This is a genomic window from Prauserella endophytica (assembly GCF_005146945.1).
GTDB classification, from domain to species: Bacteria; Actinomycetota; Actinomycetes; order Mycobacteriales; family Pseudonocardiaceae; genus Prauserella_A; species Prauserella_A endophytica.
Genome location: NZ_SWMS01000051.1, coordinates 1 through 26,267, shown reverse-complemented (window position 1 = coordinate 26,267; position 26,267 = coordinate 1). Strand labels below are relative to the sequence as shown.

General features: G+C 70.9%; 22 protein-coding genes and 1 pseudogene. 15 read left to right on the top strand and 8 right to left on the bottom strand.

All coding sequences use genetic code 11. The annotated features are described in order from the left end of the window. Positions 1–790 (top strand): annotated as a pseudogene (locus tag FCN18_RS37720) (ABC transporter family substrate-binding protein); the annotation flags it as partial. Positions 791–874: 84 nt separating this feature from the next. On the opposite strand, the gene FCN18_RS37715 reads toward FCN18_RS37720, so the two are convergent. The 5 genes from FCN18_RS37715 to FCN18_RS37695 form a co-directional block, all read right to left on the bottom strand. Then, complete coding sequence (locus FCN18_RS37715) at positions 875–1,924, bottom strand: ABC transporter ATP-binding protein (RefSeq protein WP_113644976.1); 1,050 nt, start codon at positions 1,922–1,924, stop codon at positions 875–877. Beyond that, positions 1,921–3,003, bottom strand: coding sequence for an ABC transporter ATP-binding protein (locus FCN18_RS37710; protein ID WP_137097463.1), 1,083 nt, complete (start codon positions 3,001–3,003; stop codon positions 1,921–1,923). The genes FCN18_RS37715 and FCN18_RS37710 overlap by 4 nt, the downstream gene beginning before the upstream one ends. Further along, complete coding sequence (locus tag FCN18_RS37705) at positions 3,000–3,944, bottom strand: ABC transporter permease (RefSeq protein ID WP_112270904.1); 945 nt, start codon at positions 3,942–3,944, stop codon at positions 3,000–3,002. Before FCN18_RS37705 ends, FCN18_RS37710 begins: the two co-directional genes overlap by 4 nt. Beyond that, positions 3,937–4,917 (bottom strand): ABC transporter permease, encoded by a 981-nt coding sequence (locus tag FCN18_RS37700; protein ID WP_113644975.1) that lies wholly within the window; start codon positions 4,915–4,917, stop codon positions 3,937–3,939. The genes FCN18_RS37705 and FCN18_RS37700 overlap by 8 nt, the downstream gene beginning before the upstream one ends. 164 nt (positions 4,918–5,081) lie before the next feature. Next, on the bottom strand, positions 5,082–6,836 hold the full coding sequence (locus tag FCN18_RS37695; RefSeq protein WP_112270908.1) for an ABC transporter family substrate-binding protein: 1,755 nt from the start codon (positions 6,834–6,836) through the stop codon (positions 5,082–5,084). Positions 6,837–7,261: 425 nt separating this feature from the next. On the opposite strand from FCN18_RS37695, the gene mshB reads away from it, so the two are divergent. From mshB to FCN18_RS37680, 3 genes are read left to right on the top strand one after another with little or no spacing between them, the layout of a single operon-like run. After that, positions 7,262–8,071: an N-acetyl-1-D-myo-inositol-2-amino-2-deoxy-alpha-D-glucopyranoside deacetylase gene (gene mshB / locus FCN18_RS37690; protein WP_137097464.1), complete on the top strand. Its 810-nt coding sequence runs from the start codon at positions 7,262–7,264 to the stop codon at positions 8,069–8,071. Further along, positions 8,068–8,478 carry a hypothetical protein gene (locus FCN18_RS37685; RefSeq protein ID WP_112270909.1) on the top strand — a complete coding sequence of 137 codons (411 nt, stop codon included), beginning with the start codon at positions 8,068–8,070 and terminating at the stop codon, positions 8,476–8,478. Before mshB ends, FCN18_RS37685 begins: the two co-directional genes overlap by 4 nt. A gap of 2 nt (positions 8,479–8,480) precedes the next feature. Then, the gene (locus FCN18_RS37680; RefSeq protein ID WP_137097462.1) at positions 8,481–9,266 is read left to right on the top strand and encodes a hypothetical protein; all 786 of its coding nucleotides are present in this window, start codon (positions 8,481–8,483) and stop codon (positions 9,264–9,266) included. On the opposite strand, the gene FCN18_RS37675 is transcribed toward FCN18_RS37680, so the two are convergent. Continuing rightward, complete coding sequence (locus tag FCN18_RS37675) at positions 9,247–10,032, bottom strand: site-2 protease family protein (protein ID WP_112271294.1); 786 nt, start codon at positions 10,030–10,032, stop codon at positions 9,247–9,249. The two genes, FCN18_RS37680 and FCN18_RS37675, sit on opposite strands and share 20 nt — an antisense overlap. Positions 10,033–10,273: 241 nt before the next feature. Between FCN18_RS37675 and FCN18_RS37670 the strand changes: the two genes are divergently transcribed. After that, positions 10,274–10,597 carry a WhiB family transcriptional regulator gene (locus tag FCN18_RS37670; RefSeq protein WP_110338284.1) on the top strand — a complete coding sequence of 108 codons (324 nt, stop codon included), beginning with the start codon at positions 10,274–10,276 and terminating at the stop codon, positions 10,595–10,597. 148 nt (positions 10,598–10,745) lie between these two features. Then, a complete protein-coding gene (locus FCN18_RS37665) occupies positions 10,746–14,093 on the top strand; it encodes a glycosyltransferase family 2 protein (protein WP_137097461.1) in 3,348 nt (1,115 codons plus the stop codon). On the opposite strand, the gene FCN18_RS37660 is transcribed toward FCN18_RS37665, so the two are convergent. Then, a complete protein-coding gene (locus FCN18_RS37660; RefSeq protein ID WP_199543502.1) occupies positions 14,054–14,521 on the bottom strand; it encodes a metallopeptidase family protein in 468 nt (155 codons plus the stop codon). The genes FCN18_RS37665 and FCN18_RS37660 overlap by 40 nt on opposite strands. Before the next feature lie 84 nt (positions 14,522–14,605). Here FCN18_RS37660 and FCN18_RS37655 point away from each other — a divergent pair, with 84 nt between their 5' ends. The 6 genes from FCN18_RS37655 to FCN18_RS37630 all read left to right on the top strand — a co-directional run bounded on the left by FCN18_RS37655 (position 14,606) and on the right by FCN18_RS37630 (position 19,661). Next, positions 14,606–14,959, top strand: coding sequence for a DUF3499 domain-containing protein (locus FCN18_RS37655; protein ID WP_110337578.1), 354 nt, complete (start codon positions 14,606–14,608; stop codon positions 14,957–14,959). Positions 14,960–15,042: 83 nt separating this feature from the next. Beyond that, positions 15,043–16,398, top strand: a complete 1,356-nt coding sequence (locus tag FCN18_RS37650; protein WP_137097460.1) for a phosphomannomutase/phosphoglucomutase — start codon at positions 15,043–15,045, stop codon at positions 16,396–16,398. A gap of 36 nt (positions 16,399–16,434) precedes the next feature. After that, positions 16,435–16,671, top strand: a complete 237-nt coding sequence (locus tag FCN18_RS37645) for a Trm112 family protein (RefSeq protein WP_112270917.1) — start codon at positions 16,435–16,437, stop codon at positions 16,669–16,671. Beyond that, positions 16,661–17,752 (top strand): hypothetical protein, encoded by a 1,092-nt coding sequence (locus FCN18_RS37640; protein ID WP_112270919.1) that lies wholly within the window; start codon positions 16,661–16,663, stop codon positions 17,750–17,752. The genes FCN18_RS37645 and FCN18_RS37640 overlap by 11 nt, the downstream gene beginning before the upstream one ends. 58 nt (positions 17,753–17,810) lie before the next feature. Beyond that, positions 17,811–19,040: a mannose-6-phosphate isomerase, class I gene (gene manA, locus FCN18_RS37635; RefSeq protein ID WP_112271297.1), complete on the top strand. Its 1,230-nt coding sequence runs from the start codon at positions 17,811–17,813 to the stop codon at positions 19,038–19,040. A 105-nt stretch (positions 19,041–19,145) separates the two neighbouring features. Continuing rightward, positions 19,146–19,661, top strand: a complete 516-nt coding sequence (locus tag FCN18_RS37630; RefSeq protein ID WP_112271299.1) for a hypothetical protein — start codon at positions 19,146–19,148, stop codon at positions 19,659–19,661. 1 nt (position 19,662) lies between these two features. Here FCN18_RS37630 and FCN18_RS37625 read toward each other — a convergent pair whose 3' ends face one another. Beyond that, on the bottom strand, positions 19,663–22,701 hold the full coding sequence (locus tag FCN18_RS37625) for an AfsR/SARP family transcriptional regulator (protein WP_137097459.1): 3,039 nt from the start codon (positions 22,699–22,701) through the stop codon (positions 19,663–19,665). A 96-nt stretch (positions 22,702–22,797) separates the two neighbouring features. Here FCN18_RS37625 and FCN18_RS37620 point away from each other — a divergent pair, with 96 nt between their 5' ends. The 3 genes from FCN18_RS37620 to FCN18_RS37610 all read left to right on the top strand — a co-directional run bounded on the left by FCN18_RS37620 (position 22,798) and on the right by FCN18_RS37610 (position 26,185). After that, positions 22,798–23,712, top strand: coding sequence for a cation diffusion facilitator family transporter (locus FCN18_RS37620; RefSeq protein ID WP_112270921.1), 915 nt, complete (start codon positions 22,798–22,800; stop codon positions 23,710–23,712). A 67-nt stretch (positions 23,713–23,779) separates the two neighbouring features. Then, complete coding sequence (locus FCN18_RS37615) at positions 23,780–25,291, top strand: amino acid permease (RefSeq protein WP_112270923.1); 1,512 nt, start codon at positions 23,780–23,782, stop codon at positions 25,289–25,291. 162 nt (positions 25,292–25,453) lie between these two features. After that, positions 25,454–26,185, top strand: a complete 732-nt coding sequence (locus tag FCN18_RS37610; RefSeq protein ID WP_228714337.1) for a hypothetical protein — start codon at positions 25,454–25,456, stop codon at positions 26,183–26,185. The last annotated feature ends 82 nt before the right edge of the window (positions 26,186–26,267 follow it).

Here is a 26,267-nt window from a genome sequence, read left to right as displayed (position 1 = left end):
GGCCGGTGCGCACGTGCTCCCGCCGTCGGCCAAGGACTACCAGCCCACGATCCCGCGGTCAGGCTCGCCGCTGACGCCCTCGCCGCGCAAGGCGGAGCAACTGCTCACCGCGGCCGGGTACACGCGGGAGGCGGGCACCTGGACCCGCGAGGGCGTGCCGCTGTCGATCGTGGTCGCCTCGCCGGGCCAGCAGGAGCCGTACGCGAGCATCGCGAGGGAGCTGAGCAGACAGCTGATCGCCGCGGGGGTCGAGGTGACGACCGTGAACCCGCCCGCCCGAGAGCTGTTCAACTCGCTGCTGCCGACGCCGGTGAGCGGCACCGAGGAGGAGCCTGAGGACGGCACCGAGGGCGCCGAAACACCCACCACCGAGCCCACCACGACGACGCCTGCCCCGCCGCCCAACGGCAACGTGGCGGTGGACATCGCGGTGGCGCCGCAGCCGGTGAGCTACGACCCCGCGTCGACGCTGGCGTCGACCTTCGGCTGCCCGCCCGGCTGGGACGCCGACCAGGAGGGCGAGTCCGCGCCGCGGGTGCCGGCCAACACGGCGGCGTTCTGCGACGAGGTGCTCCAGCCGACGATCGACGCCGCGCTGAGCGGAGCCGAGCCGCTGCGGGACAGCCTCGCCTCGGTGGAACCGGCGCTGTGGCAGAGCAACGTGTCGATCCCGCTCTTCCAGCTCGCCGACACGATGGCGATCGGTACCACCGTGTCCGGCGTGACCGCGGGCCCCGCCATGGCGGGCCCCTTCTCCAACGCCGTCAACTGGACCCGCGCCCCCCGCTAACCCGCTTGACGCCCCAACGCAGTGAAGGCCACCTTCACTGCGTTGAACGCAGGCAAGGTGGCCTTCACTGCAGAAGGGGGAGCCTCAGAGGAGCTGGGCGGATTCCGCGTAGTGGCAGGCCGAGGGGTGGCCCTGGCCGCGGTCGACCAGCTCCGGCACCTCGTCGACGCACAGCTTGCGCTCGCCCTCGCTCAGCTCGTTCGCGAACTTCGGGCAGCGCGTGCGGAACCGGCAGCCGCTCGGTGGGTTGGCCGGGCTCGGCACGTCACCGGTGATGACGATCCGCTGCCGGGTGCGCTCCTTGCGCGGGTCCGGCACCGGGATCGCCGAGATGAGCGCCTGCGTGTACGGGTGTGCCGGCCGCTCGAACAGCTGCTCGGCCGGGGCGATCTCCACGATCCGGCCGAGGTACATCACCGCGATGCGATCGGCCACGTGCCGCACCACCGACAGGTCGTGGGACACGAACAGGTAGGACAGTCCGAGCTCGGCCTGCAGGTCCTGCAACAGGTTCAGCACACCGGCCTGAATGGACACGTCCAAAGCGGACACCGGCTCGTCGAGCACCAGCACCTTCGGCTCCAGCGCGAGCGCCCGCGCGACGCCGATGCGCTGGCGCTGTCCACCGGAGAACTCGTGCGGAAAGCGGTTGCCGTGCTCCGGGCGCAGGCCAACGGTGGCCAGCAGCTCACGCACGCGCTCCTTGCCGCCGTTCTCGTAGAGCCCGTGGATCCGCAGCGGCTCGGCGATGATCTCGTTGACCGGGATCCTCGGGTCGAGCGAGGCGTACGGGTCCTGGAACACGATCTGCATACTCCGGCGCAGCCGCCGCATCTCCTTGCCGCCGAGGCTGTTCAGGTTCTGGCCCTCGAAGGAGACCTCACCGGCGGTCGCGGGCTGGAGGTTCAGCACCACGCGCGCGGTGGTGGACTTCCCGCAGCCGGACTCACCGACGAGGCCCAGTGTCTCGTTCGGATAGAGATCGAACGAGACGCCGCACACCGCGTGCACGTCGCCGATCCTGCGCCGCAGGATCCCGCCGCCGTGCACGGGGAAGTGCTTCACGATGTCGCGAGCCGAGAGCACGGGCGTCCGGCTGGTCGTCGACTCCACGTCGAGTGCCGTCTCGGTCATTCGCGGACCTCTCCTTCGGTCGCGCCGGTCGGCAGCGGGTCATCCGCCGCCTGCCGGAACAGATCGGCAGGCGCGTGGCCCTCGACCCGGTAGCTGAAATGGCAGGCCGCGAGGTGCTCGGGGTTCGACCCGGGCTCCAGTGACGGCTCCTCCTGGTCGCAGATGTCCTCCGCGAGCGGGCACCGGGGGCTGAACGGGCAGCCCGGTGGCATGTTGATCACCGAGGGCGGCGCGCCCGCGATGGGAGTGAGCCGGTCGGTCTTCACGTCGAGGCGGGGCAGGCTGCCGAGCAGGCCGAGGGTGTAGGGCATCCTCGGCGTGTAGAACACCTCGTCGGCGGTGCCCTTCTCCACGGGCTTGCCCGCGTACATCACCATGACCCGGTCGGCCTGGCCCGCGATCACGCCGAGGTCGTGGGTGATCAGAATCATCGCCGCGCCGGTCTCGTTCTGCGCGGTGCGCAGCGCCTCCAGGATCTGCGCCTGCACGGTGACGTCGAGCGCGGTGGTCGGCTCGTCGGCGATGATCACGTCCGGCTGGTTGGCCATCGCGATCGCGATCACCACGCGTTGCCGCATACCGCCCGACAGCTCGTGCGGGTACGCCTTCGCCCGCTGCTCCGGGTTCGGGATGTGCACGGTCTCCAGCAGTTCCACGGCCTGCTTGCGGGCCGCCTGCTTGGTGATGTCGTTGTGCACCAGGAGGGTCTCGGCGATCTGGTCGCCGATGGTGTAGACCGGGTTCAGCGAGGTCATCGGGTCCTGGAAGACCATGGAGATGCCCCTGCCCCGGACCCGGGAGAGCTCCTTGTCGCCGGACTCGAGCAGCTCCCGGCCGTTGAACCGCACGGAGCCGGACACTCGGGCCGTCTTGGGCAGCAGGCCCATCACGGCCAGCGACGTCACCGACTTGCCGGAGCCCGACTCGCCGACGATGCCGAGCACCTCGCCCCGGCGCAGCTCGTAGCTGACACCGCGGACGGCCTGGACCAGGCCCTCGTCGGTCGGGAACTGCACGGTCAGGTCCTCCACCTCGAGGACGGTGTCGCCCGTCGTCGCAGTGGGGTCTGTGGGGGTCATGCGCGTACCTTCGTCTGCTGGGGGTCGAACGCGTCCCGCAGTCCGTCCCCGATGAAGTTGATCGTCAGCGCGATCAGGATGATGAACAGGCCCGGGAAGTAGAACAGCCAGGGCCGCGTCGACACCGCGGTCTGGTTCTGGCTGACGAGCAGGCCGAGCGAGGTGTCCGGCGGCCGGACGCCGAAGCCGAGGAACGACAGCGACGTCTCGATCAGGATCGCGATGGCCACGAGCACCGTCGCGTTCACGATCACGGAGCCGAGCGCGTTGGGCACCAGGTGGCGGAAGATGATCCGGGCGTCGGTGGCGCCGAGCGCCTTCGCGGCCTCGATGAACTCCTTCTCCCGCAGGGAGAGCACCACGCCGCGGGCGACGCGCGAGACGTAGGCCCAGTAGAGGCCTGCGATCACGACCGCGATGAGCCACCACGTGCCCTGGGTGTTGTGCCCGAGCACGGCGGCGACCGCGAGCAGCGGCAGGGTGAGCACCAGGTCGGCGACGCGCATGAGCACCGTGTCGACCCAGCCGCGGTAGAAGCCGGCCACCGCGCCCCAGATGGTGCCGACGATCGTGGCGAACAATGCCACGAGCACGGCGATGCCGATCGAAATCTGCGTGCCCCGCAGCACCTGGGCGAAGCTGTCGTGCCCGATCGCGTCGGTGCCGAACGGGTGTTCCCACGACGGCGGCTGCGAGTGGTCGCCGGTGAGGTCCTCGACGCCGTACTTCCACAGCCAGCCGCCGACGAAGGCGAGCAGGATGATCAGGATCAGCACGATCAGGCTGCCGACAGCCAGTTTGTGCTGCAGGAACCGGCGGAGGACCAGCTGGGCCTGGCTGCGCTCGGCAACGGTGAACTCGCGTTCGACGCGGGTCCGCTTCTCGGGTCCGCTCGTCCTGGTGGGCACGGGGGAGACGTCGCTGTTCGTGTTGTCAGGCATAGCGGATCCTCGGGTCGAGCACGCCGTAGAGCAGGTCGGCGACGAGATTGAGCACGATGATGACGGTCGCCGAGATCACGAGCCACGCCATGATCGAATAGACGTCGTCCTTGCGGATTGCCTCCAGCAGGAACGTGCCCGCTCCCTGCCACTGGAACACCGTCTCGGTCACGACGGCGCCGGAGATGATCGAGCCGAGGTCGAGCGCGGTCACGGTGGTGAGCGGGATGAGCGCGGTGCGCAGCGCGTGCTTGCGCATCACCTGCCCCCGCCGCAGGCCCTTGGCCCTGGCCAGCCGCACGTAGTCGCTGTTGAGCACTTCGAGCATCGCGGCGCGCTGGAACCGACTCCAGGCCGCGAAGGACAGCAGAGCCAGCGAGATCGTCGGCAGGACCATGTGCCCCGCCGTGTCGAGCACTTTGTCCCAGGCACCGCCCGCCACGTACACGGAACTGTCCCCGATGGTGAACAGCACCTGCTCGCCGACGGCGTTGTTGAAGCTGATGCCGGCTTCCTTCAGCAGGATCGCGAACCAGAAGGTGGGCATCGCGAGGAAGAGGAAGCCGATGAAAGTGAAGGTGTAGTCGATGCCGGAGTACTGCTTCACGGCGCTCACGACACCGGCGATGATGGCGAGGATCAGCGCGAGGAGCATGGCGAGCAGCACGAGGCGCAGCGTGACCAGGTAGCGGCTCATCACCTCGTTGCCGATGTCCATCGTCGATTCGACGGAGGGGCCGAAGTCGCCCCGGAAGAGGCCGGTGAGCCAGTTCCAGTAGCGCTCGAAGATGGGCTGGTCGAGGTGCAGGCGCACGCGCTCGGCCTCGATGGTCTGTGGTGGGGGCGGCGGGCTGATCGCGAGGAGCCGGTTGAGCGGGTTGCCCGACAGCGCCGCCATCAGGAAGACGACGAAAGTCGAGGCGATGAAGATCGGCACCGAGATCAGCAGTCGGCGCAAGGAGTAGGCGAGCATGGAGGTCTTCCTGCTGGAACGGGTCAGCGAGCGACGAGGCCGCTCGTGGCGGTACCGCCGATCAGGGTACGTTCGTGATCTTGTTCTCGCCCGATGGGGGAGGCCGCCGGTGAAAGGCGACCTCCCCCATCGGGACGTCGGATCAGGAGGTCACGCGCCGGGCATCAGCCCTGGCGAATGCCCCACTCACCGATGTTGTACACCGGCCCGTCCAGCGTCGAGTTGTTGCGCACGTTCGCGAGGTTGTCGTACGCGGCGATGAACGTCGGCTTCTGGTACAGCGGAAGCACGTAGGCGTCCTGGGCCATGATGCGGTTCGCCTCGTTCACCTTGGCGAGCGCGTCCTGGCGGTCGGTCGCCGCTGCCGCCTCGTTGAGCAGGCGGTCGACGTCCGGGTTGCTGTAGTTGCCGAAGTTGTTGCCCTGACCCGTGGTCCAGTTCTGGACCGCGTTCGCGAACGGGTACGGCGAGGCGACCCACGCGAACAGCATGATGTCGTACTCACCGCTCTCGAGCGTGCCGCCGAGGTCGTCGGTCGGCGAGACGTTCACGGTGACGCCGAGCTGCTTGGCGGACTGAGCGAACAGCTCGCTCGAGTCCTGACGGATCTGGTTACCCGTGGTGTAGCGGATGGAGAGCTCGGGAACGGGCTGGCCGTTCGGAGCCATCAGGCGGTCGCCCTGCTGCTTGTAGCCGGCGTCCGTGAGGATCTGCTTGGCCTTCTCGATGTTCCCAGAGCCCTGACCGGTCTCGCTGATGACGTCCTCGTAGCCCTCCTGCTGCGGCATGAAGTTGTTGCTGTTCAGCGGCTCCACCTTGTCGGTGAACTGGCCGACGGTGCCGTCGATCAGCGCCTGCCGGTCGACAGCGGTGAACAGCGCCTGACGCAGCGCCTTGTCCTTCAGTGCCGGGGTGTCCAGGTTGAAGTCGAAGTGCTCCCAGGTCAGGCCGAGGCCGACGTAGGAGGAGACGTTCGGGATGTTCCGCACCTGGTTCACGAGGTCCACCTGCGGCTGCGGGTAGATGATCTGGACCTCGTTGTTCTGCAGGGCGGTGGGCTCCTGCGCGGCGTCGGTGATGATCCGGAAGATGATGCGGTCCAGCTTCGGCTTCTCGCCCCACCAGCGCTCGTTCGGCACCAGGGTCAGCGACCGGTTCTTCTGGAAGTCCTCGATCTTGTACGGACCACCGGAGTAGGTCGGCATGTTGGCGCCGAACCAGTCGAACGCCGACTTCAGGCCCTGCGGGGTGTTGAGGTCACCGTGCTGCTTGGCGATGTGCGCGGGGTAGATCGGCTGGCCCGACTCCCACAGCTGCTGCCAGTCGGTGAACGGCTTCTCGTAGGTCACGGTCACGGTCTTGCCGTTGTCCGAGCCCTCGACCGAGCGCACCTGGTCGTAGCCCGCCGTCGTGGCGACCGCGCAGTCCGGGCAGTCGCGGCCGTTCTGGGTCTTCCAGATGTAGATGAAGTCCTCGGCCGAGATCGGCGTGCCGTCCGACCACACCGCTTCCTGCTTGATCTTGTACTCGATCGTCTGCGGGTTGGTGTTGACCTGTTCCGCGGACTCGAGGACGTCCTCGTTCATCGCGAACTTGAGGTCAGGGTTGCTGACGAACGTCGAGGGCAGCACGCCCTTCAGGGCCATGCCGGTCTCGAAGACGTTGCCCTCGGAGGAGTTGAGGTTCCAGTTGGCGATGTCCTTCTCCAGCGCCATGGTGACCTCGCCGCCGTCCTGCAGCTGGTCGGCAGGCGCGGAGTTGCACTCGTTGGGGTTCGCATCGCACTCGGCGAAGATCTGCCCGGTCTGGGCACCATCCCCGTCGCCTCCGTCGTCGCCACCGCCGCACGCGGACAGGACGAGTGCCGCCCCTGCGACGAGCGCGGCCGCCCGCGCCGCGCCTGACTTACTTCTCAACATTGACTCTCCTTGCTGGACGCCATCGGGGTTCGAGGCGATCTCTCCCCTTGTCGGTGAGCCGTCGATGTGATCGATGGTGCTCGCCGTAACCGTGCACGCTAAGCACAGTTGCGGCGACCGTGCCGCTCCGGACAGCGATCGTGATCCAACGGTGATTACCCAACGATTACTCCGAACGAGTGATATGGAGCATACCCCCGGATCGGAGCGTCACTCCGTGTCGGTATCCCACCCGCTGTCTTCCCACCACCTCGACATGGCGCTATGCATGACGCCGGGAGAATAGCCCAGGTATCCCGGCATGTGGACACGACGAAAGGACTGAATGCCAATTGGTGACCTTTTGGCAGCCGATCGGTGAACTGGCTACGCCGTTAGGGGCAGTCCGGTGGTCGCGCGCCCGCCCGTAGGCTGGCGGCGTGAGGTTGCTGCTCGTGCACGCGCACCCGGACGACGAGAGCATCACCACCGGGGGCACCATCGCGCGCTACGCCGCGCAGGGAGCGGACGTCACGGTGGTGACGTGCACGCTCGGTGAGGAAGGCGAGATCATCCCGCCCGGTCTGGACCAGCTCGGTGCGTGGGCGGGCGACCAGCTCGGCGGCTACCGGGCGGGCGAGTTGTCCGCGGCGGGCGCCGAACTAGGCTGGAGCCGCCATCGGTACCTCGGCGGCATCGGCCGCTGGCGTGACTCCGGGATGGCGGGCACACCGTCGGCAGAGCACCCGCGCGCCTTCGTGCGCGGCTCCGTGGCCGAGCAGGCGGCGCAGCTGCTCGACGTGCTCGACGAGCTGCGGCCCGAGGTCGTCGTCACCTACGACTCCTTCGGCGGCTACGGCCATCCCGACCACATCCGCGCGCACGAGATCACCACGATGGCGGCGGAGCGGGCCGAGTCGGTGGTGCGCGTCTTCCACACGGTTTCCTCCGCGAGCGCCACCGCATGCGGGCTCGCGCGGCTGCGTGCCGAGGGCGCGCCCTTCCGCGTGCCCGGCGACGGCGAGCTGCCCACGGTCCCGGACGAGCGGATCACCACGACCGTCGACATCGGCTCCTACCGCGAGCGGAAACTCGCCGCCCTGCGTGCCCACGCGACCCAGGTGAGCGTCGGCGGGGACTGCTTCGCACTGTCCAACGGCATCGCGCAGCCGGTGCCCTCCGCCGAGTACTTCGTGCTCGCGCGCGGGCCGGCGGAGGGCGCGGAGACCGACCTGTTCGGAGGGCTCGGGTCGTGACCGGGTCCCTGCGGCCCGTCGACCGGGTCCTGCTCGTGGTGCTGGCGGTCGACGCGGCCCTGCTCGCCCTGCTGGAGATGTTCTTCCTGCCGTTGCGGCTCGACGGCCTGATCCTGCCGAGGGCGGGTGACGTGCCGCTGCCGCTGAGCGTGCTCGTCGCGCTGGTGACCACGCCGCTGCTGGTGTCGGCCGCCGCGCGGCTGGGAAACCGGAGGCTCGGGATCGTGCCGCTGGCGGTCTGGATCCTGACGCTGCTCCTGGTGGGCGTGCAGGGTCCTGGCGGCGACGTGATCCTGACGCTCGACTGGCGGGCGCTGGTGCTGCTCGCCGCGGGGGCGTTGCCCGGTGCGCTGGCGGCCGGTTTCTCACTGGCAAGGCCGGGCCCGAAAGCGAGGAAGGGGAGCTGACGATGGCCGAGCCCATCTCCGACAAGCAGGTCGTCGGCGTGCTGCGCCCATTCGTGCGCGCCACCGGACCGGTGGTCGACGCGCTGCGGGAGGCCGACCCCTTCGGGTTCATCGCGGGCGAGCGGGAGCAGGCGGCGAAGGTGGAGCCGAAGCTGCGCCAGAAGCTGCTCGACGTCGCGAAGTCGATGAAGGTGCCCGGCACGCGCGCGTGGGCCGCGATGAACGTCGAGCAGCGCACGAACTGGTGGATCAACCGGGTCGGCCGGGTCACCTCACTCATCACCGCGGTGCCGGGGCTCGGCGGCGCGCTCGCGGACCGGCTGCCGGTCCAGGACACCCTCGGCGCGGCGTCCCAGGGTCTGCTGCTGTGCGCGATCGCGGGCGAGCACGGGATCACCGGCACGGGCGACCGCGTCCGGCTGCTCGCGTGGGTGCTGTTCGAGCGCGAGGTGAGCCCGGAGCTCGCCGAGGGCACGGCCGCCGACCGCGCGGCGGAGGACGCCGAGACCGAGAAGCTCACGGAGGAGCTCGACGAGTCGTCCCGAAAGCACGGCAAGGTGACCTTCAAGGCCGTCGCCCGCACGCTCTGGCGGCTCGGCCGCTCCCTGCTCGCCGTGACCGACGAGCTGGAGAAGCGGCCCAGCGGCCGCTTCTACCACCAGGCGATCGGCATGCTGCCCGTCCTCGGCATGGTCGGCGACTATCTCGGCGAGCGCTCCGGGCTGAAGCGCGTCGCCAAGCGTGCCGGTAAGTGGTTCGCCAGCGAGGTCAGTAACGCCAGAACATGAAACCCATCTGACCGAAGTCCGACAGGACCTCGTCGCCGCCGACCGCGCCGAAGATGAAGTCGGTGAGGTCCCAGAGCGCCTCGGCGAAGGGGGGCACGGCGATGATCAACGCGAAGAGCACGAGCGGCGCCCACGGCCGCGCCTTCGCGCCGAACTCACGCGCCTGCGGCGAGAGGTACGGCTCGATCGCGCCGAAGCCGTCGAGGCCGGGCACGGGCAGGATGTTGATCACGAACGCGAGGATCTGCAGCGAGGCGAGGTACGACAGGCCCATGGCGAGGCCGACCGGCATCTCGACGAACACGACCACGATGGTGAGCACCACGCCGATCGCGAGGTTGCTCAGCGGACCGGCGAGCGACACCCACGACGCCACCGACCGGTTACGCAGCGCCCAGCGGTTGATCCACACCGCGCCACCGGGCAGCGGGATGCCACCGATCGCGAGGATGATCAACGGCAGCACGAGCGACATGACCGGGTCTGTGTAGCGCCGGATGTCCATCGACAGGTAGCCCTTGTGCGCCACCTCGTGGTCGCCGCCCCTGTACGCGACGATCGCGTGCCCGAACTCGTGCAGCGTGAGTGACAGCGCCCAGCCGCCGAGCACCAGCACGACGATGCCGAGCGTGCCCAGCGCGTCGCGTTCGAGCATGCCGGTGGTCGCCGTCCACGGCGCGACGAAGGCGGTGAGCACGCCACCCGCGATGGTGACCAGCAGGATGGCGTAGAAGAGCAGGCTGGGGCGAACCAGTGATCGTTGCACGGCCACAGTCTGTCCTATCCGTCGTGGGGTGCGTGTCCGGTGTTGTCGGATCCTCGTGAGCTTCTCTCGGCGTGTCCGCTTGCGCGCGGCGCCCAAAGTATCCCCCAACCTTGCTACTCGGCTTGACCTGGCCGCACTACACAGGTGTAATCACATTGATGTCATTCGCCGCCGTAAGGGGGGTGGTGATTGGCAGTTACACCGCCACAGCCTGGGAGTGCGTGAGAGCGAGGAGGCGGACGTGCGGTTGGACACTAGTGGAAGGGAATGGGGGCACGTCATGGATTGGGGTGGGCACCCGGAGGAGGATCTGGGCGCGCTCACTGATCTGCTCGACGTGACGGAGGAGCAGGACTGGCAGGAGCGCGCGCTGTGCGCGCAGACCGACCCGGAGGCGTTCTTCCCGGAGAAGGGTGGATCGACGCGGGAGGCCAAGCGGATCTGCCAGGGCTGCGAGGTGAAGGACGACTGCCTCGAGTACGCCCTCGCTCATGACGAGCGATTCGGCATCTGGGGCGGGCTGTCCGAACGAGAACGGCGCAAGCTCAAGAAACGCGCTGTGTGACACCGGTTTCGCATCCGGGCCGGGCCGCGATGGCGATCGCGGGCCGGGCCTGGGCAGCCTGGTCCGGGGCACGTCGGCGCTTCGCTGTGTCTCTCGTAGGGTGAGCGCACCCGCCCACCCGCGATTCGCCTGACACACGGAGAGGTCCTTGCCCCGCACACCCACGCCGCCCCCGGTCAGAACGGCACCGGTTCTCGCGATTCTGGTGTGCCACAACGGAGAAGACTGGCTGCCGCTGACGCTGTCGGCGCTGCGGCGCAGCACGATCAGGCCGAGGCACGTCCTCGCCGTGGACACCGGTTCCACGGACGGCACCGCCGCGTTGCTGGAAGCCGCGGCGGCGCAGAACCCGGAGAGCGCGGACGGCGCGGCGGGGCCGCCGGTTCTCGACGGCGTCATCACGCTGCCGGACACCACCGGGTTCGCCTCCGCGGTCGCGGAAGCCGTCACTCGGGCGAGTGAACGATGGGGCGATCCCGGGCAGTGGATCTGGCTCCTGCACGACGACAGCGCCCCGGAACCCGACTGTCTGGACCTCCTGCTGCGGGCCGCGGAGACCGCGCCCTCGGCGGGTGTGCTCGGCCCGCTCGCCGTGGACTGGGCCGATCCGAGGCTGATCGTGGAGGCCGGGCTCTCCACCGACGCGTCCGGACACCGGCAGCCCGCCGTTCCCCGAGGGCTCGGCGACGAGGAGTCGCCGGAGCAGAGCACGGAGGTGCTCGCAGTCCCGAGCGCGGGCTCGCTCATCCGGCGCACGACGTGGGAGGAACTCGACGGCTTCGACCGCGAGATCGCGTTGTTGCGCGAGGACATCGACTTCGGCTGGCGCGTCAACGCGGCGGGCGGGCTCGTGCTGTGCGTGCCGGTGGCGCGGCTGCGGCACGTGCGCGCGGCCGGCGCCGGCAGGCGGCAGCCGAGTGCGCTGCCCGGCACGTTCGCCGGGATCGAGGAGGCCGACCGCGTCTACGGGCTGCGGACGTTCCTCGTCAACTGCTCCACTGTCTCCTGTGTACTCGGGCTGCCGCGCCTCGTGCTGTTGTGCGTGCTGCGCGGGCTTGGTTTCGCCTTGCTGCGCAACGGAATCCGCGCCAGGGCCGAGTTCGCCGCGGCGGGCTATCTGCTCGGCGGCACGGGCCGGTTGCGGGCGGCGAGGGCGGCCCGGCGGCACGGCACGGTGCGCGGGATGCTCACGAGCCGGTTCGCGCGGCTGCGGGGCGCTCTGCGCGGTGGCGTCGTGCATCTCGTGCGAAGGCGCGTCGCGAGCGAGGCGGCGCTCGGCAGACTTCCGGAGACGGCCGCGGATGACACCACGGCGTGGATCCCGCCCGAGGTCCGCTACTCGCGACCCGTCCCGGTGGGTCCGGACGCGTTGCCGGCCGGGGCGACCCGTGCGCTGCGGTCGCGGGCGACCGGGCTGCGCAGGCCTGCCGACGTGGTGGCCGTGCCGTTGCCGGAACCGGAACCCGCGGAGCCGGAGCAGGAGACCGCCCAGCCGTCGCCCGGCGGCGAGGCGGCAGAGCGCGAGCTGGTGTTCGTGGAGGTGGACCGGCGCCGGATCCTCGCCGCGACGCTGTTCGCGCCACCGGTGGTGCTGCTGGTGGTGCTCACCGCGCTGGCCCTGGTGTTGAACGGCGGCAGGCTCGGGCTCGACCTCGCCGGTGGGAGCCTGCTGCCGGTCGGCGACCTCGCGCAGACCTGGGCGACCTACCTCGACTCCTGGCACGCCGTCGCGGGCGGCACGGCCAGCGCCGCTCCCGTGGCGCTGCCGGTGCTCGGCTTGCTGGGCGCTCCGCTCGCGCCGCTCGGCGGACCCGCCGCGCTCGTGTCGCTGTTGCTGATCGCCGACATCCCGCTCGCGGCGCTCGTCGCCTACGCGGCGACCCGGCGGTTGCGCGTGGACCGCTGGGTGCGGGCCGGTGCCGCCGCGGCGTACGCGCTGCTGCCCGCCGCCACCGCGTCGGTCGCGCAGGGCCGGATCGACGTCGTGGTGGTGCACATCCTGTTGCCAGCGTTGATCGCGGGCGTCGTCGCCGTCCTCACGCGCGCCGATGCGAGGTGGCTCAGCACGAGCGTGCTGTGCGCGCTGACGCTGGCCGTGGTGGGCGCGTTCTCCCCGCTCGCGCACGGGCTCGCGCTCGTGGCGCTCGTGCTCGGCTTCGTGGTGCTGCCCCCGCCGGGGAAACGGCCTGCCCGCGGTGTGCCCGCGGTGGCGATCGTCGTGCTGCTGCCGCTCGTGCTCCTGCTGCCGTGGCTGCCGACGCTGCTGACGAACCCGTCGCTGCTGCTGCACGGCCTCGGCGCCCCGGCTCCGTTCGCGGCGGGAGCCGACCTCGCCGGACTCGACCCCGGTGGGCCCGGCGGCTTCCCGTTCGGGCTCGTCGTCGTGGTCGCCGCGCTCGCCGCCGCCGTCGTGAGGCCGACGGCGCGGGTGGTGCCCGGGCTTGCGGTGCTCGTGCTCGGCGTGGTCGGCACCGGGGTGACGCAGCTGGTGGAGTTCGCGCCGCCGAGGGGCGGCGAACCCGCCCCGGCGTTCGCGGGCGTGCCGCTGCTCGTCGCGGGAGCGGGCCTGCTGCTCGTGGTGCTCGGCACGTGTGCCGGCGGGCTCGGCACGGCGCCGAGGGCGCTCGCGCGGGTCGGCGCGCTCGGTGGCGTCGCGGTGCTGCTGACGCTCGCGGCCGGCGGAGTCGCGACCGGGCGCGAGGGCTCCGTGCGCGCCGGTGGTGGCTGGACGCTCGCCTCGTCACTGACCCAGGAGCTCGCCGACACCGGCCGCGGTGTGCTCGTGCTCGCAGGCCCCGGCGAGCCGGTGAGGCAGTCGGGCGGGCGGCTGCCCGCCTACGGCGACGACGCCCTCGTGCCCGTGCCCGGCACGCCCGAACGGCTCGACGCCTGGCAGCGCGACCTGCTCGGCGGCTCGCGCGAGGCTGTCACCTCGGCCGCGGCGGCGGGGGTGCTGTTCGTCGTGCTCCCACCCGGCGAGGAGGGCGCCCGGCTGCGGCAGGCGGCCTCGGACCTCGTCCGCGACGCGCCGACGACCAGCGACGGCCGCGTGGTGCTCCGGCTGACACCCGTGTCCGGACAGGTCACGCTCGTCTCCCCGGAGCAGGCGCGGCGTGCCGTCAGCGGTGAGCCGCCGAGCGGGGAGCTGATGACCGGCTCATCGGTGGCCGAGGTCGAGGCGCGGCTGCCGGACGTGCGAGTGCGGGTCTCCGACGGCCCCGACGGGCGCCTGCTGGTGCTGGCCGCCGAGCAGGAGGCGGGCTGGCGCGCGACCGTCAACGGCGAGCCGGTTCCGATCGTGCCCGCGTGGGGTCACCAGGTGGCGGTCTCGGTGCCACCGAGGCAGTCGGAGGTCACCGTCGAGTACTCGCCCGCGCTGCACAACGTGCTGCTGCTGGTGCAGGTGGCGGCACTGCTGTTCACGGTGCTCACCGCGATCCCCGGTCGTCGGGGGCCTCACTCGCCGTCGATGATGTCCGGCTCCACGCCGAGGTAGCTCGCGACCTGCTCGACGAGGACGTCGTGCACGAGGTCGGCCAGCTCGCTCGGGTCCTTGGCGCGGGCCTCGAGCGGGCGCCGGTAGAGCACGATCCTCGCCCTCGTCGGGAGCCCCGCCCTGTCGACGCCCGCCGGTACCAGCCTGGACAGCGGCACGGCGCCGTCGTGGAGCACACCCTCGGCCTGGGCAGGGGGCAGGTCCTCACGCACCTCGGGTACGTCGTCCACGGCGACGTCGAGCCTGGTCAGCTCCGTGCGCCAGCGGGCCTCGATGGGCTCCAGCGCGTCCAGCACGAGCGCGTCGAACTTCTCGGCGCGGCTCGCCGCGGCAGGCAGCGACGCGGGGTACAGCGGACCGCGCAGGCCGCGACCGTGCCGGTCGCGGCGCAGGCGCTGCCGATGCCGGGAACTGCGTGCCGTTGCCACGTTGGGAAGCCTAACGCGGCCGGGTGCGGGCAAGCCGGTGTGTCATCGGCGCGCCCGTGCGCCGAGGGGCTATCGTGATCAACCGTGCCGAGCGTACGGAAGTGTTCGCGGACGGGCTGCCTCGAGCCCGCAGTCGCCACGCTGACCTACGCCTACAGCGACTCCACCGCTGTGGTGGGACCTCTCGCGACGGCGTCGGAACCCCATTCGTACGACCTCTGCGAGGCCCACGCCCTGCGGCTCACCGCGCCGCGCGGCTGGGAGGTCGTCCGGCACGAGGGCGAGTTCGCCGCGCCGGAGCCCTCCAGCGACGAGCTGACCGCGCTGGCCGAGGCCGTGCGCGAGGCGGGCCGCTCCGATCCGCCGCCCGCTCCCGAACAGCCGGAAGCGACCTCGGGCAGGCGGGGTCACCTCCGCGTGCTGCCCGGCCGCGCCTGACCCTCCCCTCGACTGGGTAGGCTTCTCCCGAGTACCGAGGCTTGCGGAAAGCCGACCAATCGGACGACCACCGGGGAGAGGGCGTGTCAGACCTGTCGGGCATCGTGAAGGCCTACGACATCAGGGGCGTGGTCGGCGACCAGCTGAACGCCGACCTGGTCAGGGACTTCGGCGCCGCGTTCGCCCTGCTGATCAAGCCGGACTCACCGTCGGTGGTCATCGGCCACGACATGCGTGAGTCGTCGCCGGCCCTCGCCGCGGCCTTCGCCGACGGCGTGACGTCGCAGGGGCTCGACGTGGTCTCCATCGGCCTCGCCAGCACCGACCAGCTGTACTTCGCCTCCGGCAGGCTCAACATGCCCGGCGCGATGTTCACCGCGAGCCACAACCCCGCGCGGTACAACGGCATCAAGCTGTGCCGCGCCGGTGCCGCCCCGGTCGGTCAGGACTCCGGGCTCGCCGAGATCCGCGACACCGTCGAGCAGGGCGTGCCGGAGTTCGCCGGGCAGGCCGGCTCCGTGGTGGAGCGCGACGTCCTCGCCGACTACGCCGCCCACCTGCGCACGCTCGTCGACCTCACCGGCAGCAGGCCGCTCAAGATCGTCGTCGACGCGGGCAACGGGATGGGCGGCCACACGGTGCCGACCGTCTTCGAGGGGCTGCCCTTCGAGCTCGTGCCGATGTACTTCGAGCTCGACGGCAGCTTCCCCAACCACGAGGCCAACCCGCTCGACCCGAAGAACCTCGTCGACCTGCAGGCGAAGGTGCGCGAGACCGGCGCCGACGTGGGCCTCGCCTTCGACGGCGACGCCGACCGCTGCTTCGTGGTCGACGAGAACGGTGACCCGGTGTCGCCGAGCGCGGTCACCGCTCTGGTCGCCGTCCGCGAGCTGGCCAAGGAGCCGGGCGGCACGGTGATCCACAACCTGATCACGTCGAAGGCCGTGCCCGAGATCGTGACCGAGCACGGCGGCAACGCGGTGCGCACCCGCGTCGGGCACTCGTTCATCAAGACCAAGATGGCCGAGACGGGGGCGATCTTCGGCGGCGAGCACTCCGCGCACTACTACTTCCGGGACTTCTGGCGTGCCGACACCGGCATGCTCGCGGCACTGCACGTGCTGGCAGCGCTCGGGGAGCAGGATGCCCCTCTCTCCGAGCTGACCAGGGAGTACAGCCGCTACGCGGCGTCGGGGGAGATCAACTCGACGGTCGACGACCAGGTGGCGAGGCAGCTCGCGGTGAAGGATGCCTTCGCGGGGCGCAACGGTGTCACGATCGACGAGCTGGACGGTCTCACCGTCGACCTCGGCGAGAAGGGCTGGTTCAACCTCCGGCCGTCCAACACCGAGCCCCTGCTCCGGCTCAACGTCGAGGCGCCCGATGAGGCCGCGGTCAAGGCGCTGACCGACGAAGTGCTGGCGATCGTCCGCCACTGAACCGACCGGGCCGACCGATCGTGATAAAGAGGAAAGATGGCTGTCACCCTTGATCCGCAGCTGCTGGAGATCCTCGCGTGCCCCTCGCCGGACCACGCGCCGCTGACGCCCGGCACGCGGGACGACCCGGCAGCCGACGCGCTGACCTGCACTTCCTGTGGACGGACGTATCCCGTTCGCGACGGCATCCCCGTCCTGCTGCTCGACGAAGCGACCCCTCCGACGGACGGTGAGCGAGACTCCCGTGACGAACCCAGTTCCGATGGTGCTTGACGACTCCCTCCTCGACGATCCCGCCCGGCTGACCGAGGCCGACGGCGCGGGCCTGTTGCGCTCCGCTGCGATGGCGGGCGCCCAGGTGCGCGCCACCATCGAGGCCGCCGCGGAGCTCGAGTTGTCCGACCGCCTGGACATCGGCCGCCCCCGGTCGGTGGTGCTCGTCGTGCGTCCGGGCGTGAGCCGCAGCGCGACACTGCTGCTCAACGCGCTGCTAGCGCCCGCGTGCCCGGTGCCGGTCGTCATCGCGGACAACGTGCCCGGCTGGATCGGCGCGCTCGACGTCGTGCTCGCCCACACCGACGATCCCTATGACAGCGACCTCGCCGCGTCGCTGGAGCGGGCGGCGCGCTACGGCGCGACCGTGGTGCTCTCGGCCCCGCCCGACGGGCCCGTGGCCTCGGCGATCGCTGGCCGCGGTCTGCTGATCGCACCGAGGGTCCTGGTGCCGCCGGAGCTGTCCTTCGCGAGGGCGTTCACGGCGGGTCTGCTCACGGCCAACACACTCGGCCTGCTCGTCGCCGACGTCGAAGGGCTCGCCGACCGGCTCGACAGTGAGGCGGAGCGCGGCCATCCCAGCCACGAGTCGTTCGTCAACCCGGCCAAGGCGCTCGCGCTGCGCATAGCCGAGCACACGCCCCTGCTGTGGGGGCTCGACCAGGTGGGTGTCGCCGTCGCCCACCACGCGGCGTACGCGCTGGGTGCGCACGCGGGCGTCGTCAGTGACGCCGCGGACTTCCGGCAGGCGCTCGCGAGGCCCGCGTTGCACCGCGCGGCCGCGAGAAGTCTCGGAGAGCGCAACATCTTCGCCGATCCAGACGACTCATCTGCCGAAGGCCTTCCACCGAGGGTCTTCCTGCTCGCAGTCCGCACCGGCCCGGCGGCGGACGGCGCGCGGTACCGAGCGAACGAGATGCTGCCCTCAGCCGACCTGCTGGCGCCCGCCGACGAGATCACCGCCGACGACGCGGGTTGCGCGGCTGTACTTGCATTGCGGTTCGAGCTCGCGGCCGTCTACCTCGGCCTCGCGGCTGGAACCATCGGGGGAGCTGGCCGGTACACGCCGGCGACGGCGTAGGCCAGCGATCGAGGAAAGGCCGGTTACCGAGAACGGCCGGCGAGGAGTGGAGTTGACCGTGGAACTGCTGCGCAACGCCGTACGGCCATATGCGTGGGGGTCCCGAACCACGATCCCGGAGCTGCTGGGGCGTCCGGTCCCCGCTCCGCACCCGGAGGCCGAGCTGTGGATGGGCGCCCATCCCGGCGACCCCTCGCACGTGATCGGCCCCGACGGCACCGAGCGGAGCCTCCTCGAACTGGTGGAGACCGACCCGTTGGGCCAGCTCGGCGCGCGCTGCGCCGACCGCTGGGGCGGCAGGCTGCCGTTCCTGCTCAAGATCCTCGCCGCCGAGGAGCCGCTGTCGATGCAGGCGCACCCGTCGGCCGAGCAGGCCGCGGAGGGCTACGCGCGGGAGGAGGCCGCCGGCATCGCGCGCGACGCGGCCAACCGGAACTATCCGGACCCCACCGCGAAGCCGGAGTTGGTGTGCGCGCTCACCGAGTTCCACGCGCTCGCCGGGTTCCGCGACCCGCACCGGACCCTCGAGCTGCTGCGAGCCATCGACACGCCAGGGCTGACGAAGTACACCGAGCTGCTCGCCGCGCAGCCGGACCCCGACGGGCTGCGGGCGCTGTTCACCACGTGGATCACGCTGCCGCAGGGCGCGCTGGACGAGCTGCTGCCCGAGGTGCTCGACGCGTGCGTGCACCACGTCAAGGAGCACGGAGAGTTCGACACCGAGTGCCGCACGGTGCTCGGGCTCGGCGAGGCGCATCCGCGCGACGCCGGGGTGCTCGCGGCGCTGCTGCTCAACCGGCTCACCCTGCGGGCGGGCGAGGCGATCTACCTGCCCGCCGGGAACCTGCACCTGTACCTGCACGGCACGGCGGTGGAGATCCTCGCCAACTCGGACAACATCCTGCGGTGCGGGCTCACCCCGAAGCACGTGGACGTGCCCGAGCTGCTGCGCGTGGTCGACTTCGCGTGCGGTGACATGCCGGTGCTCTCGGGCGAGGCCACGGGCCGGACCGCCGTCTACCGCACGGAGACGCCGGAGTTCGAGCTGTCCAGGGTCGAATGGACGGTTGAGGACCGAGGCGAGCTGGACGTCCACGGCACCGGCCCCGAGATACTGCTGTGCACGGCGGGGGAGCTCCTGCTGTGCTCCGACGACGGCACGAAGCTCGAACTGCGGAGGGGCGAGTCGGTGTGGCTGCCCGCCTCCGACCCCGGCGTGAAGGTGCGGCCGGTCGGTCACGAGCCGGCTCACCTGTTCAGGGCAACGGCGGGGACCTGTCTCGACTGAGCTCCACACACTGTGTTCGCTCCGTGTGGTGGTGTTCTCCATAGTCCTCTGTACGGGTGACGAACTTCGTCATCCACAGGGGATCGATTCAAGGAGAACAACGCAGTGACATCGCAAACCGCGGCCGGTTCGGTGCAGGCGGCCCCGGCCGTCAGCCGTCCCGGCACGCTGCTCGCCGCGATCGTCGTGGCGGTCGCAGGGGGACTCGCCACCGTCGTCAACGGCATTCTCATGGCTACCGGCGGCGACGACCTGGCCATCGACATCCTCGCGTCGGCCCTCGGCGAACCGGCCGAGTCCATCCGCGCGGCCGGTGCCGACTTCGTCGTCGCCGAGGTGGCCGACACGCTGTCCGGCCGCGGCACAATGGCGCTCGCGTTCGGCGGCGGGCTGCTCGTCTTCGGTCTGCTGCTGGCGCGCGCGGCCCTGTGGGCGCGCATCCTGGTGACGATCTTCGCGCTGCTCACGGTGCTGATCGCGGGTCGCGTGGTCACCGACGACGGCACGGGCACACTGATCGCGCTCGGCGTCGCGGGGTTGCTCTGCGCCCTCGTCACCATCGTGCTCGCGTGGTTGCCCGCCAACGGCCGCTACGCCAAGGCGTTGAAGAACGCCCGCTGACTCACGGGCGTTGACCGGGGGTGATGCCGGGCGCGTGAGGGCTCCCCGTGAGCGCGCGTCCGGCATCCCGGGCCAGCTCCAGCAACAGACCGGCCAGGGTGGCCGCGCTCGCGTCCCTCGGGTCGCCGAGCCGGTCGGCCTCGGCCAGCGCTTCGTCCGCGCGGGCACCCTCGCCGACGGCCTCGTACGCCGCCGCCAGCACCCGCAGTGAGATGACCGTCGACGCCACGCTGCCCATCGAACGGAACTCGGCGAGCCCGCTGCGCAGCAGCGGAATGGCCTGGTGAGCCTTGCCCTCACCGACCAGGCTCGCCGCGATCGCCCTCGCGCAGGACAGCTCCCTCGGTCGCTCGTTGAGCGACCTCGCGAGATCGTGTGCCTCGGAGTAGGCGGCCACCGCGGCCTCGCGGCGTCCCAGCCCCGCGTTGATCGCGCCGAGCGTGCGCAGGCAACGGGCCAGCGCCGAGCGCGTCGGCAGCTGCCGCAGCAGCGCGACGGACTCCTCGGCGGGCTCCCGCGCCGCCTCCAGCTCACCGGCCAGCGTGAGCGACCAGGCCAGGTCGCTCAGGGCCAGCGCGATCGCGGCGGGATCGCCGGACAGCCGTGCCGCGGCCAGCGTCCGCCGGGTCACGCGCACCGAGTCGCCCAGCCTGCCGAGCCGGTTGAACGCCTCGGTCCTGATCCGCTCGACGTGCTGCAGCGCGGCCTGGTCCGGCTCTCCGTCCAGCAACGCCAGTGCCTCGTCGGCCACCTCGAGCGACTCGCCGGGCCTGCCGAGCCCGATCAGGCACCGGGCGAGGTTCGCGGTGACCCACGCGGCCGACCGCCGTTCCCCGAGCTCGGTCAGCTCTCGCGTGCACGCCCGGTAACGCCGTTCGGCCTCCTCGTGTTCTCCCCTCGCGTGCACGATCACCGCGAGGTTCGCCTCGGCCCACGCCGCGACCCGCGACAGCCCGGCCCGCTGCGCGAGCTGCCGCAGGCTCTCGTGGCAGGCCCGCAGGTCGGCGTACTGGCCGTGCAACCACAGGTAGCCGGTCAGCCGCTCCAGCAGCAGCACGGCCTCGCGGTGCCAGCCGATGCGGAAGATCGAGCCGACCACCGTGACCAGGTTGGCCTGCTCGGTCGCGAACCACGCGTGCGGGTCGTCGACGAGCCGGGCGACGGTGTCGCGGGCGAGCGACTGGTCCGGCAGGTCGGCGGGCCACCTCGGCAGCGGCACGGTCCACGGCAGCTGCTGCCCGGCGGCCTCGGCGAGCCCGACGGCGGCGTGCACCAGCGTCCGGATGCCCGGCGAGGGGCCCTCCTGTTCGCGGGCGAAGACCCGGACCAGATCGTGGAGCCGGTAGCGCGGCTCGCCGGTCGGGTCGGTGCCGATCGGGGCCAGCAGGCTCGCCTCGATCAGCTCCTCGACGGCTCCGTCCGCGCCGGGGTCGTCGATCAGCACCGCGATGGCCCACGCCGGTGCGCTGATGTCCCCGCACAGCGCGAGCGCCCGCACGCCCGCGCGGGCGAGCGGGCTCAGCGCGTGGAAGCTCAGCGCGATGCTCGTGCGGACCTGCCGGTCACTGACCGCGAGCTCGTCGAGCCGGTTGCGTTCGTCGTCGAGCCGGTCGGCGAGCGTCGCGAGCCGCAGGTCCGGGCGGATCGCCAGCCGCGTGCCCGCGATGCGCAGTGCCAGCGGCAGGTTGCCGCACGCGGCGGAGATGCGGGCGGCGGCTCCGCGCTCGCCGTCCACCCGCGCCGTGCCGACGATGCGGGCCAGCAGCGCCACCGCGTCGGCATCGCTCAGCGGGCCGAGCGGCACCCGGTGGGCGCCGTCGAGCGCGCTGAGCCTGCGGCGGCCGGTCACCAGCACCGCGCAGCCCGGCGTGCCGGGCAGCAGCGGCAACACCTGTTCCACGGAGGCGGCGTCGTCGAGCACCACGAGGACCCTGCGGTCGGTGAGCCTGCCCCGGTAGGCCGCGGTCCGCGCGTGCGGGTCGTCGGGGATCGCCGGGCCGGTCACGCCGAGTGCACGCAGTAGATCGGCGAGCACGTCGGCCGGGTCGCGTGGCTTTGACGAACCGCTGAGCTGCACGAACAGCTGTCCGTCTGGAAACTCCGACCGCACCCGGTGGGCGACGCGCACGGCGAGCGTGCTCTTGCCCGCCCCGGGCTCACCGCTGAGCACGGTGACCGGAACGGCGCCGGAAGCGCCGATGATCGACGCGGCGACCACGTTCCCCTCGTCCTCGCGGCCGGCGAAGTCGGCGAGATCGGGCGGCAGCTGGCAGATCGGCCAGACCGCCGTGGCCTGCGCCGGATGCGTCTCCTCGCCGCGCAGCACGGCCGCGTGGGCGCGGCGCAGCTCGGCACCGGGGTCGACGCCCAGCTCGTCGCGCAGCGCGGCGCGAGTCCGGCCATAGAGGGCCAGCGCGTCGGCCTGCCGCCCCGCCCGCTGCAGCGCGCGCATCAGCAGCGCCGCCGCCCGCTCGCGCAAAGGGTTGGCGAGCAGAAAGCTCTCCAGCTCGGCGACGAGCTCGCCGGGCACGTCCGCCGCCAGCTCGGCCTCGGCGCGGTCCTCGAAGACGGTGAGCCGCTCGGCGTCCAGCCTCGCCGCGATCGGCGCGAGCAACGGCACGTGGACGTCGGCGAGCGCGGGCCCCCGCCACTGGGCGAGCGCGGTGCGCAGGTGGGCCGCGGCGGCCACGGGGTCGCCCGCCCGCGTGGCGCGGCGGCCCTCGGCCACCTCGGTCTCGAAGCGCACCAGGTCGCTCTCGGCCGGTCCGGCCGCGAGCCGGTAGCCGCCCGCGCCGTGCTCGATGGGCACCGCGAGCCGCTCGCGCAGCCGCGAGACGTAGGTGTGCAGGTTCGAGGCGTACGACTTGGGCGGTGGCACGTCCGGCCACAGGGCCTCGACCAGCTGGTCCACGGGAACGGCGGAACCGGGGTGGGTCAGCAGCATCGCGAGCAGCGACCGCTGCCGCTCGCCCCGCAGCCGCACGGGCCGCCCCTCGGGATCGGTGACGAGCAGTGGCCCGAGCACACCGAAACTCGTCATCACGTCCTTCCCCAGGCCGGAGGGACATCTTACGCAGCGATGGGAGGAGCCCTCTAAGCTGCACGCCGTCACGCAACCAGTCCCAAGGGGGTAAGGGTGGCAGCAAGCGGTGGCACCAAGGCGATCCTGGCCGCGCTCGGCGCCAATGCCGGAATCGCCGTTGCCAAGTTCGTCGGCTTCCTCATCACGGGTTCGTCGTCGATGCTCGCCGAGTCGGTGCACTCCGTGGCCGACACCTCGAACCAGGGCCTGCTCCTGCTCGGACAGAAGACCTCGAAGCGCAAGGCCACGAGGGAGCACCCGTTCGGCTACGGCCGCGACCGCTACTTCTACTCGTTCATCGTGGCGCTGATGCTGTTCACGCTCGGCTCGGCGTTCGCGCTGTACGAGGGCATCCACAAGGTGCAGCACCCCGAGGAGCTGACCTCGCCGATGGTGGCCGTGGTGATCCTCGTCGTGGCGATCTGCCTGGAGATCTACAGCTTCCACACCGCGATCGTCGAGTCGAAGAAGATCAAGGGCGACAAGACGTGGTGGGGCTTCATCCGGCAGTCCAAGACCCCCGAGCTGCCCGTGGTGCTCCTCGAGGACGCCGGGGCGCTGTTCGGCCTCGTCTTCGCCCTCATCGGCGTCGGGCTCTCCGTGGTCACCGGCAACCCGGTGTGGGACGGCGTCGGCACGATCATGATCGGTGTGCTGCTCGGCGTCATCGCGGTGACGCTGATCATCGAGATGAAGAGCCTGCTGATCGGGGAGGGCTCCGGCGAGCGGGAGCTGGAGACCATCGTCAGCGAGCTGACCTCCGGCGATGTCGAGCGCGTGATCCACATCCGCACGCAGTACATCGGTCCCGACGAGCTGCTGGTGGCCGCGAAGCTCGCGCTCCGCAGCGGCCTGCCGATGGCCGAGGTCGCCAGGGCCATCGACGAGGCCGAGCGGCGCGTCCGCGAGAAGGTGCCCGTCGCGCGGCTCATCTACCTCGAGCCCGACCTGGACCGGACCTTGGCCTGACACCGTCCGGGCCACGGGTTAGGGTTCCGAACCGGTCCTGCAACCCAGGCGTTTCAAGGAGGAGACCGTGCCGGGAACCGGTATGTGGCGAACGAAATCCGTCGAGCAGTCGATCGCGGACACCGACGAACCGGACACCCGGCTACGCAGAAATTTGAGCGCGTGGGATCTGACGGTCTTCGGTGTCGCCGTGATGATCGGCGCGGGGATCTTCACGCTCACCGCGCGCACCGCCGGCGACCTGTCGGGTCCCTCGGTGTCGGTGGCCTTCGTGCTCGCTGGCATCGCGTGTGCGCTCGCGGCGCTCTGCTACGCGGAGTTCGCCTCCACCGTGCCCGTCGCGGGCAGCGCCTACACGTTCTCCTACGCGACCTTCGGCGAGTTCCTCGCGTGGATCATCGGCTGGGACCTCATCCTCGAGTTCTCGGTGGCCGCCGCCGCCGTGGCGAAGGGCTGGTCGGTCTACCTCCAGGAGGTCCTCGTCGCGGCCTTCGGTGAAGGGGTCTCGACGACCGTGGACCTTGGCGGCATCAGCTTCGACTGGGGCTCGCTGATCCTGGTCGCCGTGCTGGCCGCGCTGCTGACGGCGGGCACCAAGCTGTCCTCGCGCTTCAGCCTGGTGATCACGGCGCTCAAGGTCGTGATCATCCTGTTCGTGATCATCCTGGGCATCGCCTACATCAGCCCCGACAACTACACCCCGTTCGTGCCGCCCGCGGCCGAGGGCGGTGAGTCGGGCGCCGGTGTCGAGCAGTCGCTGTTCTCCGTGCTCGTCGGCGGCTCGAGCAGTGTCTACGGTGCGTTCGGGCTGCTGGCAGGCGCCTCGCTGGTGTTCTTCGCGTTCATCGGCTTCGACATCGTCGCCACCACTGCCGAGGAGACCCGCAACCCGCAGCGCAACGTGCCGCGCGGCATCCTGGGCTCGCTGGCGATCGTCACCGTGCTCTACGTCGCGACGTCGCTCGTGGTCGCCGGGATGGTGCCCTACACCGAGCTGGCCACCGACGCCGAGCCGGAGGGCCGCAAGACGCTGGCGACGGCGTTCTCGCTCAACGGCGTCGACTGGGCCGCGCACATCATCTCCATCGGTGCGCTCGCCGGTCTCACCACAGTGGTCATGGTGTTGCTGCTCGGCCAGCAGCGCGTGCTGTTCGCCATGTCGCGGGACGGTCTCCTCCCGCGCAAGCTCGCGAAGACGGGATCCCGCGGCACCCCGGTGCGCGTCAACATCCTCGTCGGCGTCGTCGTCGCGATCGCCGCGACCTTCTTCGACGCGAGCAAGCTCGAAGAGATGGTCAACGTCGGCACGCTGTTCGCGTTCGTGCTGGTGTCGGCCGGTGTGCTGGTGCTGCGCAAGAAGCGGCCGGACCTTCCGCGCGGCTTCCGAGTCCCGTGGGTGCCGGTGATCCCGGTCGTGGCGATCATCGCCTGCGTGTGGCTGATGCTGAACCTGACCGTGCTGACGTGGCTGCGCTTCCTCGCGTGGATGGCGCTCGGCGTGCTCGTGTACTTCGCGTACGGCAAGCGCCACTCGCTCCTCGGGAAGGGTGAACAGCAGAAGGTGTCCGCCGAGGAATGACGCGGCGTGATCACCGGAAGGAAACGAAACGATCACTAGCATGAGGTCGGCGTAAGGCCATCCCCCGGCCGGGGTACTGTCCGTGCGGTTCGTATGCCGAGAGCGGCGTTTGTCCGTTACCTCCCACCTCGTACGGAGTACCGCATGCCTTTGACTCAGAGATTGCCCCATCGCGCTGTCGTCGTCGCCGCGCTGACGGCCGGCCTGCTGGTCGGCTCGGCCGTCAGCGCTTCCGCGACTGCCCACGAGGACCCGCGCGCCGAGATCGGCGAGGGCAATGCCACCACCTGTGAGCACGCCGGTCTCGATGGAGACCTGATCGACAAGGGCGTCCTCACCTACGAAGGCGGCAAGCACAACGTCGACCAGTACGTGACTATCACCGACGTGCCCGGCAACGTCACGGTGACCGGCATCGTCGTCAAGGGCGGCGACAGGCACAACGTCTACGAGCCCGGAAAGCGGGGCCTGCCCACCACGCCTCCGTGGACGGACCTTCGTTCGCCGCTGAACAAGGGCGGCAACATCCCGGCGATCAGCCACTGGTACGTGTGCGGCGTCGAGACGACCACGACCACGACCACAAGCACGACCACCACCGAGACCTCGACGACCGAGACCACCACCTCGGAGACCTCCACGACCACGTCGGAGTCCAGCTCGACCGAGACCACCACGAGCGAGTCCGGGGACACCGCCACCACGACCACCACGTCGTCCGTCGCCGGTGGAGCCGGCACCTCCACCAGCGCGGCTCCGGTCTCGCCCGCGGGTGACAGCGGCGACCTGGCCTCGACCGGCTTCGGCGGGGCATGGCTCATCGGCCTCGGCGCCTTGCTGCTCGTCGGCGGCGGCGTTCTGGTCTTCCTGACCCGGATGCGGCGCAGCTCCTAGCGGGATCGCCACCCGCAGTGAAGGCCACCTTCACTGCGTTGAACCTGGATCCGCTGAAGGTGGGGTGGTTGTTGGCCGTGTT